This window comes from Sporichthyaceae bacterium (assembly GCA_036493475.1).
Classification (GTDB): Bacteria; Actinomycetota; Actinomycetes; order Sporichthyales; family Sporichthyaceae; genus DASQPJ01.
Genome location: DASXPS010000211.1, coordinates 1 through 15,631, shown reverse-complemented (window position 1 = coordinate 15,631; position 15,631 = coordinate 1). Strand labels below are relative to the sequence as shown.

At 69.7% G+C, this 15,631-nt stretch carries 19 protein-coding genes and 3 tRNA genes; 12 read left to right on the top strand and 10 right to left on the bottom strand.

Going from position 1 to position 15,631, the window contains the following annotated elements; all coding sequences use genetic code 11:
- On the top strand, positions 1 to 810 hold an 810-nt coding region (locus VGJ14_20240), incomplete at its 5' end, for a cation:proton antiporter (GenBank protein HEY2834756.1).
- Positions 811 to 867: 57 nt separating this feature from the next.
- Here the strand turns inward: VGJ14_20240 and VGJ14_20235 are convergent.
- Positions 868 to 940, bottom strand: a tRNA-Lys gene (locus VGJ14_20235).
- Positions 941 to 953: 13 nt separating this feature from the next.
- Positions 954 to 1,112, bottom strand: a complete 159-nt coding sequence (locus tag VGJ14_20230; GenBank protein ID HEY2834755.1) for a hypothetical protein — start codon at positions 1,110 to 1,112, stop codon at positions 954 to 956.
- Positions 1,113 to 1,596: 484 nt separating this feature from the next.
- Here VGJ14_20230 and VGJ14_20225 point away from each other — a divergent pair, with 484 nt between their 5' ends.
- Positions 1,597 to 2,190, top strand: coding sequence for a hypothetical protein (locus VGJ14_20225; protein HEY2834754.1), 594 nt, complete (start codon positions 1,597 to 1,599; stop codon positions 2,188 to 2,190).
- Here VGJ14_20225 and VGJ14_20220 read toward each other — a convergent pair.
- From VGJ14_20220 to VGJ14_20205, 4 genes are all read right to left on the bottom strand, one after another.
- Positions 2,183 to 2,258: transfer RNA gene (locus VGJ14_20220), tRNA-His, on the bottom strand. The genes VGJ14_20225 and VGJ14_20220 overlap by 8 nt on opposite strands.
- Positions 2,259 to 2,326: 68 nt before the next feature.
- Positions 2,327 to 2,938 (bottom strand): oligoribonuclease, encoded by a 612-nt coding sequence (orn, locus tag VGJ14_20215; protein HEY2834753.1) that lies wholly within the window; start codon positions 2,936 to 2,938, stop codon positions 2,327 to 2,329.
- Positions 2,939 to 2,941: 3 nt separating this feature from the next.
- On the bottom strand, positions 2,942 to 3,496 hold the full coding sequence (locus tag VGJ14_20210; GenBank protein ID HEY2834752.1) for a hypothetical protein: 555 nt from the start codon (positions 3,494 to 3,496) through the stop codon (positions 2,942 to 2,944).
- Positions 3,497 to 3,578: 82 nt separating this feature from the next.
- Positions 3,579 to 3,651: transfer RNA gene (locus VGJ14_20205), tRNA-Arg, on the bottom strand.
- A gap of 162 nt (positions 3,652 to 3,813) precedes the next feature.
- Here VGJ14_20205 and VGJ14_20200 point away from each other — a divergent pair.
- From VGJ14_20200 to VGJ14_20180, 5 genes are read left to right on the top strand one after another with little or no spacing between them, the layout of a single operon-like run.
- Positions 3,814 to 4,254 (top strand): single-stranded DNA-binding protein, encoded by a 441-nt coding sequence (locus tag VGJ14_20200; GenBank protein ID HEY2834751.1) that lies wholly within the window; start codon positions 3,814 to 3,816, stop codon positions 4,252 to 4,254.
- Positions 4,255 to 4,263: 9 nt separating this feature from the next.
- Entirely contained in the window at positions 4,264 to 5,928 is a 1,665-nt protein-coding gene (ettA, locus tag VGJ14_20195) for an energy-dependent translational throttle protein EttA (protein HEY2834750.1), read from the top strand.
- A gap of 1 nt (position 5,929) precedes the next feature.
- On the top strand, positions 5,930 to 6,376 hold the full coding sequence (locus VGJ14_20190) for a thioesterase family protein (protein ID HEY2834749.1): 447 nt from the start codon (positions 5,930 to 5,932) through the stop codon (positions 6,374 to 6,376).
- Positions 6,373 to 6,795: an acyl-CoA thioesterase gene (locus VGJ14_20185; GenBank protein HEY2834748.1), complete on the top strand. Its 423-nt coding sequence runs from the start codon at positions 6,373 to 6,375 to the stop codon at positions 6,793 to 6,795. Before VGJ14_20190 ends, VGJ14_20185 begins: the two co-directional genes overlap by 4 nt.
- Positions 6,792 to 7,304: a nuclear transport factor 2 family protein gene (locus tag VGJ14_20180; GenBank protein HEY2834747.1), complete on the top strand. Its 513-nt coding sequence runs from the start codon at positions 6,792 to 6,794 to the stop codon at positions 7,302 to 7,304. The genes VGJ14_20185 and VGJ14_20180 overlap by 4 nt, the downstream gene beginning before the upstream one ends.
- An 89-nt stretch (positions 7,305 to 7,393) precedes the next feature.
- On the opposite strand, the gene VGJ14_20175 is transcribed toward VGJ14_20180, so the two are convergent.
- From VGJ14_20175 to VGJ14_20165, 3 genes are read right to left on the bottom strand one after another with little or no spacing between them, the layout of a single operon-like run.
- Positions 7,394 to 7,786, bottom strand: coding sequence for a globin (locus VGJ14_20175; protein ID HEY2834746.1), 393 nt, complete (start codon positions 7,784 to 7,786; stop codon positions 7,394 to 7,396).
- Positions 7,783 to 8,547: a mechanosensitive ion channel domain-containing protein gene (locus VGJ14_20170; GenBank protein HEY2834745.1), complete on the bottom strand. Its 765-nt coding sequence runs from the start codon at positions 8,545 to 8,547 to the stop codon at positions 7,783 to 7,785. The genes VGJ14_20175 and VGJ14_20170 overlap by 4 nt, the downstream gene beginning before the upstream one ends.
- Positions 8,544 to 10,655, bottom strand: a complete 2,112-nt coding sequence (locus VGJ14_20165; protein HEY2834744.1) for a prolyl oligopeptidase family serine peptidase — start codon at positions 10,653 to 10,655, stop codon at positions 8,544 to 8,546. The genes VGJ14_20170 and VGJ14_20165 overlap by 4 nt, the downstream gene beginning before the upstream one ends.
- Before the next feature lie 134 nt (positions 10,656 to 10,789).
- On the opposite strand from VGJ14_20165, the gene VGJ14_20160 reads away from it, so the two are divergent.
- The 5 genes from VGJ14_20160 to VGJ14_20140 all read left to right on the top strand — a co-directional run bounded on the left by VGJ14_20160 (position 10,790) and on the right by VGJ14_20140 (position 14,674).
- The gene (locus tag VGJ14_20160; GenBank protein HEY2834743.1) at positions 10,790 to 11,317 is read left to right on the top strand and encodes an HNH endonuclease; all 528 of its coding nucleotides are present in this window, start codon (positions 10,790 to 10,792) and stop codon (positions 11,315 to 11,317) included.
- A 69-nt stretch (positions 11,318 to 11,386) separates the two neighbouring features.
- Positions 11,387 to 13,540: a 4-alpha-glucanotransferase gene (gene malQ, locus VGJ14_20155; protein ID HEY2834742.1), complete on the top strand. Its 2,154-nt coding sequence runs from the start codon at positions 11,387 to 11,389 to the stop codon at positions 13,538 to 13,540.
- A 26-nt stretch (positions 13,541 to 13,566) separates the two neighbouring features.
- Complete coding sequence (locus VGJ14_20150; GenBank protein ID HEY2834741.1) at positions 13,567 to 13,992, top strand: hypothetical protein; 426 nt, start codon at positions 13,567 to 13,569, stop codon at positions 13,990 to 13,992.
- Complete coding sequence (locus VGJ14_20145; GenBank protein ID HEY2834740.1) at positions 13,979 to 14,365, top strand: DUF5130 family protein; 387 nt, start codon at positions 13,979 to 13,981, stop codon at positions 14,363 to 14,365. Before VGJ14_20150 ends, VGJ14_20145 begins: the two co-directional genes overlap by 14 nt.
- 9 nt (positions 14,366 to 14,374) lie before the next feature.
- Complete coding sequence (locus tag VGJ14_20140; protein ID HEY2834739.1) at positions 14,375 to 14,674, top strand: YciI family protein; 300 nt, start codon at positions 14,375 to 14,377, stop codon at positions 14,672 to 14,674.
- Here VGJ14_20140 and VGJ14_20135 read toward each other — a convergent pair.
- The coding region (locus VGJ14_20135; GenBank protein ID HEY2834738.1) for an ABC transporter ATP-binding protein at positions 14,671 to 15,631 on the bottom strand (961 nt) is incomplete at its 5' end. The two genes, VGJ14_20140 and VGJ14_20135, sit on opposite strands and share 4 nt — an antisense overlap.

The window sequence follows — 15,631 nt, the reverse complement described above, 5'->3', positions numbered from 1 at the left end:
AAGGACGCCGGCCAGGCGACCGCGCCCACCGGTCAGCTCACGATCGCGGCCGCCTCGGTGGCGGACTTCGGCGCGATCATCCTGCTGGCGCTCCTGTTCTCCGGGTCGGCCGGATCACCGGGCGAGCGCAGCGTGCTGCTCGGCGGCTTCGCCGCGCTGGTGGCCGCCACCGCGGTGGCCCTGTCGGTGGCGGGCCGCTCGATGCGTCTGGGCGACCTGCTCGTGCGCCTGCAGGACACCACCGCAGAGATCCGGGTCCGAGCGACCGTGGTCCTGCTGATCGCGTTCGTCGCGCTGGCCGAGAAGTTCGGCCTGGAGAGCATCCTCGGGGCGTTCCTGGCCGGTGCGGTTGTTGCGGTCCTGGACAAGGACGCGGCCTCCCATCCGCAACTGCGCACGAAGCTGGACGCGATCGGCTACGGATTCGTGATCCCGGTGTTCTTTGTCGCCAGCGGGATCCGACTGGATCTGCGGGGGTTGTTCGACGACCCGGGCGCGCTGGCCCGCGTCCCGCTTTTCCTGCTCGCCCTGCTGTTCGTACGCGGGATACCGGCGATTCTGTTCGTCCGGCAGATCGGGCGGCGGGCGGCCCTGGCCGCCGGCCTGCTGCAGGCAACGTCGCTGCCCTTCATCGTGACCGCCACCCAGATCGGGGTGCTCACCGGCCGGATGGACCCGGTGACCGCGGCCGCGCTGAGCTGCGCGGGGCTGCTGTCCGTCCTGCTGTTCCCGGCTGCCGCGCTGGCCTTGCTGCGCACCCGGGAGGCGCCGCCCGTCAACGGTGTTTCGATGGTCGCGTCCGTCGGGTGAAGCGAAGAACCGCAGGCCGCATGACCTGCGGTTCTCGTGGGTGCGCGTTCTCGTGGGTGCGCCGCGAGGGACTTGAACCCCCAACCCGCGGATTAAGAGTCCGCTGCTCTGCCAGTTGAGCTAGCGGCGCGTGGGACGAGAGGTTAGCAGGGGGCTCCGACCGGCGTGAAATCGGCGGCGGCGACGGTGGCGGGCCAGGCAAGATCGGGCAGCAGGGTGAGTGGAATGTGGTTCGCGAGCATGGCCGTCACCAGGGCCGTCTCGGCTCGGAACGGGACCGCGGTCGGGACGGAAATGCTCATGTATTGGTCATCGACAGTGCCGGGCCGGTGCTGTTGGCCCGAACGGGTAGTGGCCGGGCGGTTGGCCCGAACGGGTAGCGCATAACGCAAGTGACGGCCTGTCAGTTTTGGCTGACAGGCCGTCGGTGGGGTGAGCGACGGGACTCGAACCTGCCCCGGGAGCCCGTTGACCTGCGCCGTCCGACAAACGTGCACTTCGCCGCGGTGGGCATCGGGGAAGGCCCCGCCAAAACTGGGGAAACTGGGCTTCGGTGTTGAGGGTGCGCAATGCTGGCTGGTCATCGCGGCGATGACAGAAGTCGATGGCGAGGCGATGGCCCGGTACGGCACGTGGATCAGTTACGCAGGCAGCGCTCGGGCAGCGTTGTCGATTGTCTTGTTGCTCGTCGCCTGCCTCGTAGCGCTCGGGGGGTCGCGGATCCGACATCCGTGGCGGGTTGACCGGCCGGGAGCTATTGGGACCGGGGTTCTTATTGGGATGTGGGTGAGCGCGCTGGTCGCGTTCCTCGTAGGCCTCAGCATCTACGCGGGCCAGGAAGAGCGCGACTACCCGCGCATGTCCGCGCCCGACAGCCCTATTGAACCGGTGACGATCGTGTCTGCCCTTCTAATCGCCATCGTGATCGTGGCCGGCACCGGCGGATCGACACGCGACCGGCTCGCCAATGGCTTCATCGGCGCGGTGGTCGCCCCGATGGTCTTCGAGCTGCCCTTCGACCTGATCGTGATGACACGCACTTACCCGCCGGTGCCCCCGAATCCGGCGCTCTACCGGGCGGTGTTCTTCGTTCCACTTTTTCTCGTCGAGATCACGACGATCTCGCTGCTGGTGTTGGCGCCCGCGGCCGGCATCTCCCGTGCGTTCGCGCTGACGTGCGCTGTGATGCTTGCCGTGTTCGCGGGCTGGGCCCTGGTCGGCTTCGCCTATCCGGCCACCCCCGCCGCGATCGGATTCAACGTGGCGTCGAAGCTGCTGGCCTTCATTGCGGTAGTGGGCCTGTTCTTCCCACACTGGTTCCGACAAGCGATCAGCCAATCCGTCATCGGCCGGCGTCACACCGACCCTGACCTGGGGTGAGTGACGGGAATCGAACCCGCGACAACCGGGACCACAACCCGGTGCTCTACCAACTGAGCTACACCCACCAACAGAACCGCCGCAACGGCCCCGCCGGGATTCTAGCGGCTGCCGCGCACGGTGATCGCCACCTTTGTCACTCCGACGGAGTGTCGGCGGCCACGGTGTGGGCGGCGATGGAGCGAGCGGTGGCGGTGTCCGGGCCGGGCTGCGGGACGAACAGGGCTTCCCGGTAATAACGGAGCTCCTGGATGCTCTCCCGGATGTCGGCCAGCGCCCGGTGGTTCCCGGTCTTGGCCGGGGCGTTGTAGTAGATCTTGGGGTACCAGCGCCGGGCCAGTTCCTTGACGCTGGACACGTCCACGATCCGGTAGTGCAGGTGCCGGTCCAGGTCTGGCATGTCCCGGGCCAGGAAACCCCTGTCGGTGGCCACCGAGTTGCCCGCCAGCGGCACCTTGCCGGCATCCGGCACCCAGGCCCTGATGTAGTCCAGCACGATCGCTTCGGCCTCCGGCAGCGTGGTGCCGCCGGCCAGTTCGGTGAGTAGGCCGGAGTGGGTGTGCATCTGCCGAACCACCTCGGCCATCTGGGCGACGGCGGCGTCCGGTGGGCGAATCACCACGTCCACCCCGTCGCCGAGCACGGTCAGCTCGGAGTCGGTGACCAGCGCGGCGATCTCCACGAGCGCGTCGGACCCGAGGTCGAGCCCGGTCATCTCGCAGTCGATCCATACCAGCCGGTCGTTCATGGCTTAGACCCTAGTGCGATCACGGACCACCCGGCCTGTGCAGGGCCCGCCGCGGAAATGCTCCTGATCGGCCGCTGTGACGCGGTGCTCAGCGGCGGGTCGGTTGCCCTGACGGGCCGGACGACTGGTCAGGACCAGCAGCGCGGCAGCCGCCGCGACCAGCCCGAACAACGATCCGGCCCAGGCCGAGGCACTGGCCACGCCGTGCCCGCTCGACACGATGACCACCCACACCACAGCCACCGCGAACCCGGCCCAGCCCACGACGTCCGCCAGGATGCGCAGCGCCAGTGGGGCGGGCGCGCCGTGGTGGGCCGGCCCGGTCGCTCGCGGCCGGTCCGTCGGGGGGACCAGGGTGAGCGTCGGTGGCCGGGCCGGGGCGGGCACCGGTACCGCGACCTGGTCCAGGTTCAGCGCCAGGTTGCCGTGCGCCGCCGGTACCCCGATGAGCGCGGCGGGCACCGGTGCGGCGTGGCGAGGTCGGCGGGTCGACCCGGTGGGTGGGCGCTCGAGCGTCAGCGCACCCACGGGTGCGCTCGGGGCGCTGTGCCTACCCATAACCGGAGGATACGGACGCCCGCAAGCCCGGTTCGCGTGATGATCTGATCGACCATCACCTGCGGTCGGCGGTGCTGCGGAGCGCGCCCGGCTGGACTCGAACCAGCGACCAACTGCTTAGAAGGCAGTTGCTCTATCCACTGAGCTACGGGCGCCCGTGACGTAAGCGTTTCTGTGATTGTGCCGCGTGCCCGGTGCCGCCGGCGAGGGCGTTGTCCACAGGGGCCCCATTCGCCCCCGCCGAGCGCCGGGATCCAGCAGGCTCACACCGCGGTCACCGCTCCCGGTGGCCGCGGGAAACCACTGGGGAGGCGTTCATGAACGACACCTACGTGACGGTGTTCGGCAACATCGTCGATCAGCCACGACACCTGCAGACCGCGGGCGGGTCCCTGGCCAAATTCCGGGTGGCCACCAAGCCCAGTTCGTTCCGCGACGGGGCCTGGGTCGACGGGGAGGTCAGCTACTACGACGTGACGTGCTGGAAGAAGGTGGCCGATCACGTCGCGGGCAGCCTGGCCAAGGGGGAGCCGGTGCTGGTGCACGGCCGCCTGATGATGCGGGAGTGGGCCACGGAGAACAGCAGTGGCAAGTCCGCGGAGATCACCGCCGACCACGTGGGCCACGACCTGCGTTTCGGCACATCGTCGTTCCGGCGGGCGGGCAAGCCCGCGGTAGCGACGACGGAGTTCACCGACGCCGAGTTCGCGCCGGTGCCGGACGAGGCTCCGGAACAGGAGGACACCGCCGCCGCATAGGGTTAACCCGTGGCGGAATTTATTTACACGATGCGCAAGGCGCGCAAGGCGCACGGTGACAAGGTAATCCTCGACGACGTGACGCTGGCCTTCTACCCGGGCGCGAAGATCGGTGTGGTCGGGCCGAACGGGGCCGGTAAGTCGACCGTGCTGCAGATCATGGCCGGCCTGCAGCAGCCGTCCAACGGCGACGCGTTGCTCTCCCCGGGCTACAGCGTGGGCATCCTGTTGCAGGAACCGCCACTGAACGAGGCCAAGTCGGCGCTCGGCAATGTCGAGGAGGGCGTTGCGGAGACCAAGGCGCTGCTCGACCGCTTCAACGAGATCAGCGAGAAGATGGCCACCGACTACAGCGACGAGTTGTTGGCGGAGATGGGCACGCTGCAGGAGCAGCTGGACCACCGCAACGCCTGGGACCTCGATTCGCAGATCGAGATGGCGATGGACGCGCTGCGCTGCCCGCCGCCCGACGCCGACGTATCCGTGCTCTCCGGTGGGGAACGGCGTCGGGTGGCGCTGTGCAAGCTGCTGCTGCAGGCTCCCGACCTGTTGCTGCTCGACGAGCCCACCAACCATCTGGACGCGGAGTCCGTGGTGTGGCTGGAACAGCACCTGGAGAAATACCCCGGCACCGTGGTCGCGGTGACCCACGACCGGTACTTCCTGGACAACGTCGCGCAGTGGATCCTCGAGCTGGACCGCGGCCGGGCCTACCCCTACGAGGGCAACTACTCCACTTACCTGGAGGCCAAGGCCACCCGGCTCAAGGTCGAAGGGCAAAAGGACGCCAAGCGCAAGAAGCGCCTGGAACAGGAACTGGAGTGGGTGCGCTCCAGCCCCAAGGCGCGTCAGACCAAGAGCAAGGCCCGCCTCGAGCGCTATGAGGAGATGGCCGCCGAGGCCGACAAGATGCGCAAGCTGGACTTCGAGGAGATCCAGATCCCGCCGGGACCGCGCCTGGGCGACGTGGTCGTCGAGACCGACAAGCTGTCCAAGGGCTTCGGCGACCGGCTGCTCATCGACAAGCTGTCCTTCTCCCTGCCGCGCAACGGCATCGTCGGCATCATCGGCCCCAACGGTGCAGGCAAGACCACGCTGTTCAAGATGCTGCTGGGGGAGGAGCCGGCGGACTCCGGCACGATCAAGATCGGCCAGACCGTCAAGATCTCCTATGTGGACCAGGGGCGCAGCAACCTGGACCCGACCAAGACGTTGTGGGAGGTCGTCTCCGACGGGCTGGACCACATCAAGGTCGGCCAGGTGGAGATGCCCAGCCGGGCCTACGTCTCCGCGTTCGGCTTCAAGGGCCCGGACCAGCAAAAGCCGACGAAGGTGCTCTCCGGTGGCGAGCGCAACCGGTTGAACCTGGCGCTGACCCTGAAGATCGGCGGCAACTTGATCCTGCTCGACGAGCCGACCAACGACCTGGACGTGGAAACCCTGTCCTCGTTGGAGGATGCGCTGCTGGAGTTCCCCGGCTGCGCGGTGGTCGTCTCCCACGACCGCTGGTTCCTGGACCGGGTGGCCACCCACATCCTGGCCTACGAGGGCGATTCCCAGTGGTTCTGGTTCGAGGGCAACTTCGAGGCCTACGAGAAGAACAAGGCCGAGCGCCTCGGCCCGGAGGCGCTGCGCCCGCACCGGGCCACCTATCGTCGGCTCACCCGGGACTGATGTGGTCGACCCACATGTGACGACATGTCAGGTCCGGTGGATCGACATCGACGCCTATAAGCACGTGAACAACACGGTGTTCCTGCGCTACCTGGAACAGGCACGCCTGGAGCTGTTCGGCCACGTCCCGGCGGTGGCCGGGCAGCCACCGCCGACCGGCCCGGACGCCGAGCCCACCGACAGTTTCGTGATCGCCGAGTTGGAGGCGACCTACAAGCGCCCCCTGCTGCTGCGGCCGAAGCCGGTGTATGTGCACTCCTGGACCACGCACCTGGGCAACAGCTCGTTCCATCTCACCCACGCATTGGTCGACGACCAACACGAGTACCTGGTGGGCGTCGCCCGAATGGTCTGCATCAACCGGGAGAGCACCCGACCGCGACCACTGCGGGCGCACGAGCGGGAGATCCTGGAGCGGTACCGGATGGACCCGACGGCGCGCCGATGAAACACCGCAGCGAGATCCTCCTCCGGTGGGGCGACATGGATTCCATGGCGCACATCAACAACATCGCCTGGACCGCCTACCTGCAGGAGGCCCGGGTAGACATGTTCCGCAGCCGGCTGCGCGGCACCGCGGCGCAGAGCCTGCTCGGCGCGCTGGTGGTGGCCAAGATCCGGGTTCGCTTCCTGCGCCCGATGCTGGCCAGCACCCAGCCGTTGGTCGCGCACACCTGGATCAGCGCGGCGCGCGCGGCCAGTCTCACCGTGGAGTGCGAACTCGGCGACGACCCGGCGGACCCGTACTGCACCGGGACCACCACGCTGGCCGCGTTCGACTTCGCCGCCGACCGGCTACGTCGGCTCACCGACGCGGAACGGGAGGCGTTGTCGGAGTTCACCGTCACCGCCAGAATTGACCCATGACTGCAGCCGAGCTGAAAAAGAACACCGCGATCGTCCTGGAGTACTTCTCGGCGCTGAACGACCGGGATCTGGACCGTGCCGTCAAGTGCTGGGTGCCCAGCGGCGGCGTGGAGGCCGCGCCGGGCAACCGCAACCTTCCGGTGCCGGCCGGCATCGTCGCCTTCTTCTCCCCGCTGTTCGGCGCGATGGGGGAATGGAAACTCGAGGTCATCGAGACCACCGCGCAGGAGAACCGGGTCGTCGTGCACTGGCGCGCCTTCGCCGGGTTCACCGGGCCGGGCGATTTCGACGGCTTCCTGCCCACCGGCGCCCGCGGCGAGGTCACCGGTCTGGACCAGCTGACCGTGAAGGACGGCCTGATCGTCCGCAACGACGCCTACTTCGATGGCATGGAGCTCGGCCGCGCGCTCGGCCTGATGCCGGCGGTCGGCAGCAGGCAGGAGAAGGGCATGAAGCTCATGGTCAACCTGCAGACCAGGGCCAAGGAGCTGTTGAAGAAGCGCAAGTGACGCGCACGGTGGCAACCTGAAATAGCGAGGCGTCCGCTTACCCGTGAGCTATAGCTCACGGATGGGCGGACGCCTGAGGTGAGTGCGGGTCAGTCGGGCGTGTTCACCATGCTGTGCGCGGCCAACTCGAAGTAGTGCCAGAGCCGCTGCTCGTGCTCGGGGTCGATGTCCAGGGAGTCCAGCGCCGCGCGCATGTGGCCCAGCCACCGATCACGGGCGACCGGGGTGACCTGGAACGGTGCGTGCCGCATGCGCAGCCGGGGATGACCCCGGTTCTCCGAGTACGTGGTCGGCCCGCCCCAGTACTGCATGAGGAACAGGCGCAGCCGGATTTCCGCGCCGATCAGGTTCTCCTCGGGATACAGCGCCCGTAGCTCCGGATCATCGGCCACACCCACATAGAAGCGGTGCACGAGTTGGGTGAAGAACTCGTCGCCGCCGACCTTCTCGTAGAAGTCGGAGGGGATTGCCTCAAAGCTCATTCAGTACTGCTTCCCGCTTCTCGTGCCGCTGCAGCCTCACGCGCGCCCTGACTGCGGTTGCCCACCCGCAGGATCTCACCGTTGCGTACATGCCAGATCACGCCGTCCGGGGCCCGTACCTTGGTGGTTCGCAGGCCCACGGACTCGACCACGCCGATGGTGTCCTCCACGTCGACCATGCTCAGATCGACGGTGTCGCCGACTCCGAACTGATCCTCCAGGATCATGAAGATCCCGGACAGGAAGTCCTTCACCAATGTCTGTGCGCCGAACCCAACCGCGACCCCGATGATACCCGCGCTGGCGATCAGCGGCCCGATGTTGAAGGTCAGCTCGGACATCGACATCAGCACGGCGATGGAGTAAATGACGCCTGCGGCGACGCTCTCCAGCACCGAACCCAACGTCGCCGAGCGGGCCCGACGCCGCTCGCCGGGGCTGCCCCCCGGCAGCTTGCCGCGGGTGATCCTGCCGGTGACGGTGCCACCCCCGGCCCGGGCGGTCAGTCGGCGGATGGCCCGGGCCACCAGCTTGTTGAGCACCGCGGCGACCAGGAAGATCACCAGGATGCGCGCCGGTTTGGCGATCAACCAACTGCTGGAGGAGGCCAACCATTCGCTGTGCGTCCACTGGTGGATCTGCTTGCACAGCGAGTCGGCAGCCTGGCGGTAGCAGGGCACGTCGTTGGTGACCACGACCGCCGGAGCGCCGGGCGTCGGTGTGGGAGTCGGGTCCAGCCCGGCCAGCGCCCAACCGATCATCGCTCGCGCTCACCCGTCGGCCCGAAGGCCAACCCGCCGGTGTGCGCCGCGGCGAAGCTCATGGAGTCCACGCCGACCTCGATGCTGCGGGACAGGGCCCGGGCGCCGTGCCCGACATCGACCTCCAACCGCAGCAGGATCGGCGCCTCGGCGGTGGTGGCGTGCTGCAGGGCGGCAGCGAACTTGCGTGCATGCATGGTGTCCACCCGGGTGTCCCCATCGAAGATGGTGAGCAACAGCGCCGGGTACGCGACGGCCTCGCGCACCCGGTGGTAGGGGGAGTAGCCGAGCAACCAGCCGAGCTGCTCCGGGTCCTCGGCGGTGCCGTATTCCGAGCTCCAACTCGCGCCCAAGCCGAACTGCTCGTAGCGGACCATGTCCAGCAACGGCGCCGAGCACAGCACCGCCGAGTACAGCTCCGGGCGCTGCGTCATGCCCGCCCCGACCAACAGTCCGCCGTTCGACCCACCCGCGATCGCCAACCGGTCCGGGGTGGTCCAGCCCTGCCCGATCAGCCATTCCGCGGCGCCGTGCAGATCGTCGAACACGTTCTGCTTGTGGCCGAGCATCCCGGCGCGGTGCCAGTCCTCGCCCTCCTCGCCGCCGCCGCGCAGGTTGGCCACCGCATACACCCCACCGGCCTCCACCCAGGCCAGGATGCCGGGGGAGAAGGCCGGACCCAGCGAGATGCCGAACCCGCCGTAGCCGTAGAGGATGGTCGGCCGCGCGACGGTGGCGTCGGCGTCGGCCCGGTGCATCAAGAACATCCGCACCGTGGTGCCGTCCTTGGACCGGTAAGCGATATGACGGGTCCTCACTTCGGGCACCTGCACGGTGCCCGGCGGCAGCGCGTACAGCGAGGTGCTGCGGTCGCGTGCGTCGAAGTGGTACACGCACGACGGCGTGGTGTGGTCGGTGTAGCCGAACCAGCACTCGTGCCCGCCCTCCGGGCGCGCGGTCATCCCGCCGAGGCTGCCCAGTCCGGGCAGGTCCACCCTTCCGGTGCGTTCGCCGGTGCGCAGGTCGTGCAGGGTCAACTCGCTGACCGCGTGCCGGGTCCAGGCGCACACCAGCACCGGGGCGTCGGACATCTCCGGCCCGTCGAGGATCGCGTACCCGTCGAGCACTGCCTCCGGGTCCTGCGCGATGAGGTCCGTCCAGTGCTCGGCGGTTGCCTGCTGCGGGGTGGCCACGCACAACCGCCCCCGCGGGGCCGCCAGATCGGTGAACACGTACAACCGACCGTCCCGGCCGATCTCCACCCCGGTGGAGGCGTCCACGTCCTGCTGGACCACCGTGAGGTCCGGGGCCTCCAGCGGGCTGCTGGTCAGGTCGGCCAGCCACAGGTCGTTGTGCGGGGCGGTGCCGGGATTCGCGGTGATCGCCAACCAACGGCCGTCCCGGCTCACCGAGACCCCGTAGTAGTTGGTCATGTCCAGGCCCTCGCCGAAAATCAGCACGTCGGAGGCCGGGTCGCTGCCCACCCGGTGCAGGTAGATCCGCCGGTGATACTGCTGCTCCTCCTCCGGGATCGCCCCCGGCGGCAGCCGCCGCACGTAGTAATACGCGGCGTTGCCGGGCAGCCAGGCCACCGGGGAGTACCGGGCCCGGTCGATGGGGCCGTCCAGCAGCGCGCCGGTGGCGACGTCGATCACCCGCAGCACCGACTCCTCGGTGCCGCCCTCGGAGAGCTGGTAGGCGAGCAGAGTGCCGTCCTTGGACGGCTGCCAGGCGTCCAACGTGGTCCGCCCGGAGGCGTCGATGGCCATCGGGTCGAGCAGCGTCCGTTCGGTGCCATCCGGGTCGACGGTGAGCAGCACCGCGTGCTCCTGCTCGGCCGAGCGGCGCATGAAGAAGCGCCGCTGCCCGCGCCAGACCGGGGCGTCGATCATCCCGGCGCCGAACAGCGAGGTGAGTCGGGTGCGCAGCGCGTCCCGCCCCGGCCAGGCCTCCCGGTGCGCGGCCAACAGCTCATCCTGGGCCGCCGACCACGCCTTGGTCGCCTCGCTGCCCGGGTCCTCCAGCCAGCGGTACGGGTCCGCGATCCAGTGCCCATGCAGGTCCTCGACGATGTCCTGACGGGCGGCGGCGGGGTAGGTGGGTCGCATGGCTGCTCAACCTATCGAGCGGGCGGCCCGGGAGTCGGTAGGCGAATGTTCTGGTCGAAAGTGGCCCCCGTCACCGACACTGGTGCTGGACGCACCCGGCGCGCCACGCGCCGGGTGTGCCGTAAGGAGGCGCGGTGGGCCACGCGTTGGTCCTGAACGCGACGTACGAGCCACTGTGCGTCGTGCCGGCTAGACGCGCGCTGGTTCTCATCCTGAACGACAAAGCGATCGCCGTGGAGAACTCCGGCGCCGTGCTGCACAGCGCCTCGGTGTCGTTGGCGTTACCCGCCGTGGTCCGGCTGAACCGCTTCGTGCGGGTGCCCTACCGGGCCGGCATCCCGCTCACCCGCCGCGCCATCTTCGCCCGCGACGGCGGCCGCTGCGTGTACTGCGGCGGGGTGGCCACCAGCGTCGACCACGTGGTGCCGCGCAGCCGCGGTGGGCAACACGTATGGGAGAACGTGGTCGCCGCCTGCAGGCGGTGCAACCACATCAAGAGCGATCGGCACGTCGCCGAGCTGGGCTGGGGGGTGCGGCCGGCGCCGCGGGCGCCGTCGGGGGCGGTCTGGCGGATCCTGGGCACCGGCCGGCACGACCCGCGCTGGCTGCCCTACCTGTCCGGACACGGCCGCGAGGCGTTCCCGGACGAGGCGTCGGCCTAACCCCGTTGCATTCTCCGGCAGGCGGGGTAGTCAGAATCGTCCGGTGCCGTCGCTGCCGAGGATCCGCGCATGAGTGAACTGTCCGCGAACCTGGTCGCCCTGGCGACCGCGTACGGAGTGGCCACGGAGTACTGGGACTGGCGGGGGGAATACGTCGACGTCCCCGAATCCACGGTCATCGCGGTGCTGAACGCGCTCGGGGTGGACGCCGCCACACCGTCGACGGCGGGCGCCGAACTCGCCCGGCTGGACGAGGACCGGTGGCGCCGCATGCTGCCGCCCTGCCTGGTGCGCCGCGTCGACGACGGCGCACCGACCACATTCTGGGTGCACGTGCCGCACGGTGACCCCGCGCTGGTGCATGTGGAACTGGAGGACGGCACCCGGCGCGAGGTGCGCCAGCTGGACCGCTGGGTGGACCCCTGCGAGCTGGACGGCGCCATGATCGGCGAGGCCACCTTCGAGCTGCCCGCCGACCTGCCGCTGGGCTGGCACACCGTGCACGCGGCGAGCGACGGCCGGCACGCCGAAGCGGTGCTGGTGGTGGTGCCACCGCGGGTCGAGTTCCCGACCGAGCTGAGGGATCGTCAGACCTGGGGCTGGATGATCCAGCTCTACCAGTTGCGCAGCCGCGCCTCGTGGGGCTTCGGTGACCTGTCCGACCTGGCCGAATTGATCACCTGGTCCGGTGCTGAGCTGGACGCGGGTTTCGTGCTGGTGAACCCGTTGCACGCGGCCGCGCCGGTGCCACCGATCGAACCCTCGCCGTACCTGCCGATGACCCGACGCTTCATCAACCCGCTCTACCTGTCGGTGGCGTCGATCCCGGAGTGTGCGCAGCTGTCCGCCACCGACCGGGCCCGGCTCGGCAAGCTGGCCGAGCCGCTGCAGGGTTGCGGCGGGCCGGACGACCTGATCGACCGCGATCTGGTGTGGGCGGCCAAGAAAGAGGCCCTGGAGCTGATCCACGCCACCGGCCGCAGCCCGGCCCGGCAGTCCGCCTTCGGGGCCTACCTGGCGCGCGAGGGCGTCGGGTTGCTGGACTTCGCCACCTGGTGCGCGCTGGTCGAGGTGCACGGCGCGGAGTGGATGATCTGGCCGGAGGAACTGCGCAACCCGGCCACCCCGGCGGTCGCCGCGGAACGCGAACGGTTGGCCCACCGGGTGGAGTTCCACGCCTGGTTGCAGTGGCTGATCGACGAGCAATCGGCCGACGTGGCCGCCTCGGCCCGGGCCGCGGGCATGCCGCTGGGCGTCATCCATGACCTGGCCGTCGGGGTGCATCCCGGCGGCGCGGACTCCTGGGCGCTGCAGGACGTGCTGGCCATCGGCGCCTCGGTCGGTGCCCCGCCGGACGCGTTCACCCAACAGGGGCAGGACTGGAGCCAGCCGCCGTGGAAGCCACGGCAGCTGGCCGAACGCGGCTACGCGCCCTACCGGGACATGATCCGCTCGGCACTGCGCCACGCCGGCGGCCTGCGGGTGGACCACGTGATGGGGCTGTTCCGGCTGTGGTGGGTGCCCGACGGGTGCACCCCGTCGGAAGGCACCTATGTGCGCTACGACCACGAGGCGATGGTGGGCATCCTGGCGCTGGAGGCGCACCGGGCCGACGCCGTGGTGATCGGTGAGGACCTGGGCACCGTCGAGCCGTGGGTGCGCGAGTACCTGGACGACCGCGGCATGCTCGGCACGTCCATCCTGTGGTTCGAGCGGGACGCGCACGGGCCGCTGCGCCCGGAGCAGTGGCGCGAGCTGTGCCTGGGCACGGTGACCACTCATGACCTGCCGCCCACCCGCGGTTACCTGACCGGGGAACACGTCGCACTGCGCAACCGGCTCGGGTTGCTGAGCAACCCGGTGGAGCAGGAATGGGCGGCCCTGCACGCCGAGCTGGCCGGGTGGCGCGCGCTGCTGGACGAGTTGGGTATCGACCGGGGTGGTGAGGTCGGTGACGCGGGTTCGATGGACGCCACCGTGTTGGCGCTGCACCAGGCCCTGGCCGCCACTCCGTGCCTGTTGCGCGGGTTGACGTTGGGCGACGCGGTGGGGGACCGGCGTACCCACAACCAGCCGGGGACCTATCGGGAGTACCCGAACTGGCAGTACCCGCTGTTGGACGGGAATGGGACGCCGGTGCTGCTGGAGGACATCAAGTCCTCGGCGTCGGTGGCCCGCCTCACCGGCCTGTTCCGCAATGCCCAGGCCGACGCCCGGGCCTGACCGGCGGGTTCGCTAGCCTGTGCGGCGTGAATCGTCGCCGCACCGCTGCTGTGCTCGCCGCTGCTTTGGTCTGGTCCACGCTCACCGCGGCGCCGGCGTTCGCGTTGTACCGCGACGACGGGGACGATCCCGGCAAGCAGATCTCCACACTCAAGGCCATCCTGGTGTTCGGCGTCATACCGATCGGCTTGATGGCGCTGATCGCGCTGCTGGTCATGCTGCCGTCGCTGGCCAAGGGTCCGCGCTACCGGCCGGGCCTGGACTGGCAGGCGACCCCGGAGTGGTACGGCGCGCCCGGTGCGGAGGCCGAGGTCGAGTCGGGCGGCTACGGGCACACGCCCGCGGTCGCGGCCGCGCCGGCGGCCGAGCAGGAGGCCATCACCGGGACGATCGTGGCCCCGGACGCGGAGGTCGAGACCGGCGAGGGCGGTGGCTCCAGTGCTCGCTGGTGACGCGTTCTCCCCGCGCCAGCGCGAGGACATCGTGCGGGCCATCCAGCGTGCGGAGCGGGCCAGTGGTTTGCGCTTCTCGGTGTACGTCGGCGCCGCGGAGGGTCCGCCGCGGCCGTATGCCAAACGTCTGCACGGCGAGCTCGGTGCGGAGGCGGCGGATTCTGTGCTGATCTTCGTGGACCCGGCGGCGCGGCATTTGGAGATCATCACCGGTGGCCGGGCGCGGCGCTGGGTGGACGATCGGGCGTGTGCGCTGGCCTCGATGAGCATGACCTCGGCGTTCGCCGCGGGGAATTTGGCGGGCGGGATCGCCCAGGGCCTGCAGGTGCTGGGGGAGCACGCCCGACACCCGCAGTCCTTGCACACTCTCTGACGTACCGTCATGGCGGAGTGGATCTACTTTCTGCATCCGCCGCGCCACGACTTCGCCGCGACCATGACCGAGGACGAGCGCCTCGTCTTCGGCGCGCACTTCGAGCACCTGCAGCGGCTACTGGCCGACGGCAGCCTGATTCTGGCCGGCCCCACCCTGGGCGAGACCAATACAGGTATATGCGTGTTCGAGGCCGATGACGAGGCCGCGGCGACCGCGATCATGAACGCCGACCCGGTTGTCGCGCAGGGCCTTTGCATTGGCGAACTGCGCCCGTTCCGTGCCTCGCTGCTGCGAGGTCGCGGCTAGCTGCGAGGCGGTCCGGACGGCACCTCTCCTGCGGGGTGGGCCGGGGCCCGTGCGGGGGCGTCCAACGTGCCCGCCCGGATCAGGCAGGCCAGCCGGCTCTCGCCGTCGCTGGCGAGGGCGGTCCATGGGCCGGATTCGACAACGCGGCCGGCGTCGAGCACGACGATCTGGTCTGCGTCGCGTGCGGTGGACAGGCGGTGGGCGACGATCAGCACGGTGTGCCGGCCGTGCAGTCGGGCCAGGGTGGCCCGGACCAGCTGTTCGGTCTGGGTGTCCAGCGCGCTGGTGGGTTCGTCGAGCACGATCAGGGTCGGGCGGCGCAGCAATGCGCGGGCCAGCGCGATGCGCTGACGTTCACCGCCGGACAGCCGGATCCCGCGATCGCCGACCATGGTGTCGAGCCCGGCGGGCAGCGCGGCCACGAAGGCGTCGGCCGCGGCTTCGCGCAGGGCGACCCACAGGTCCTTGTCGGTGGCCTGCGGGGAAGCCCAACGCAGATTCGCCGCGATCGTCTCGGTGAACAGGTACGGGTCCTGCGGCACCACGGCGACCCGCGAGCGCCACCCGGCGAGGTCGTGGTCGCTCAGCGGTACGCCGTCGACCAGCACGCGTCCGCGTTCCGGGCGCAGCAACCCCAGGACGACGTCGGTCACCGTGGTCTTGCCGGCACCCGACGGGCCTACCAGGGCGGTGGTTTGCCCGGACGGGATGTCCAAATCGACGCCTTGCAGCACCGGTCGGTCCGGGGTGTAGCTGACGACGACCGCATCCAGGCGGATCGAGCCGCGGCGTGCCTGTCGAGGCAGCCGGTGGAGCGCTGGGGCCGGTTCCGCGGCGGCCTCGCACTTGGTGATCACGCCCAGGATGTCCTCGTAGGCTCCGGATGCCTGGGCCAGCTGCAGCAGACCCCGTTGCAGCTCGGCCACCTGCGGCATGATCCGGCTGAAGATCAACGCC

Coding starts and splice junctions, on each gene's coding strand:
- malQ (HEY2834742.1), top strand. CDS start 11,387: ATGAGTGAACTGTCCGCGAACCTGGTCGCCCTGGCGACCGCGTACGGA.
- VGJ14_20185 (HEY2834748.1), top strand. CDS start 6,373: ATGAAACACCGCAGCGAGATCCTCCTCCGGTGGGGCGACATGGATTCC.
- orn (HEY2834753.1), bottom strand. CDS start 2,938: ATGAACGACCGGCTGGTATGGATCGACTGCGAGATGACCGGGCTCGAC.
- VGJ14_20200 (HEY2834751.1), top strand. CDS start 3,814: ATGAACGACACCTACGTGACGGTGTTCGGCAACATCGTCGATCAGCCA.
- VGJ14_20230 (HEY2834755.1), bottom strand. CDS start 1,112: ATGAGCATTTCCGTCCCGACCGCGGTCCCGTTCCGAGCCGAGACGGCC.
- VGJ14_20170 (HEY2834745.1), bottom strand. CDS start 8,547: ATGATCGGTTGGGCGCTGGCCGGGCTGGACCCGACTCCCACACCGACG.
- VGJ14_20175 (HEY2834746.1), bottom strand. CDS start 7,786: ATGAGCTTTGAGGCAATCCCCTCCGACTTCTACGAGAAGGTCGGCGGC.
- VGJ14_20210 (HEY2834752.1), bottom strand. CDS start 3,496: ATGGGTAGGCACAGCGCCCCGAGCGCACCCGTGGGTGCGCTGACGCTC.
- VGJ14_20140 (HEY2834739.1), top strand. CDS start 14,375: ATGGCGGAGTGGATCTACTTTCTGCATCCGCCGCGCCACGACTTCGCC.
- VGJ14_20165 (HEY2834744.1), bottom strand. CDS start 10,655: ATGCGACCCACCTACCCCGCCGCCGCCCGTCAGGACATCGTCGAGGAC.
- VGJ14_20180 (HEY2834747.1), top strand. CDS start 6,792: ATGACTGCAGCCGAGCTGAAAAAGAACACCGCGATCGTCCTGGAGTAC.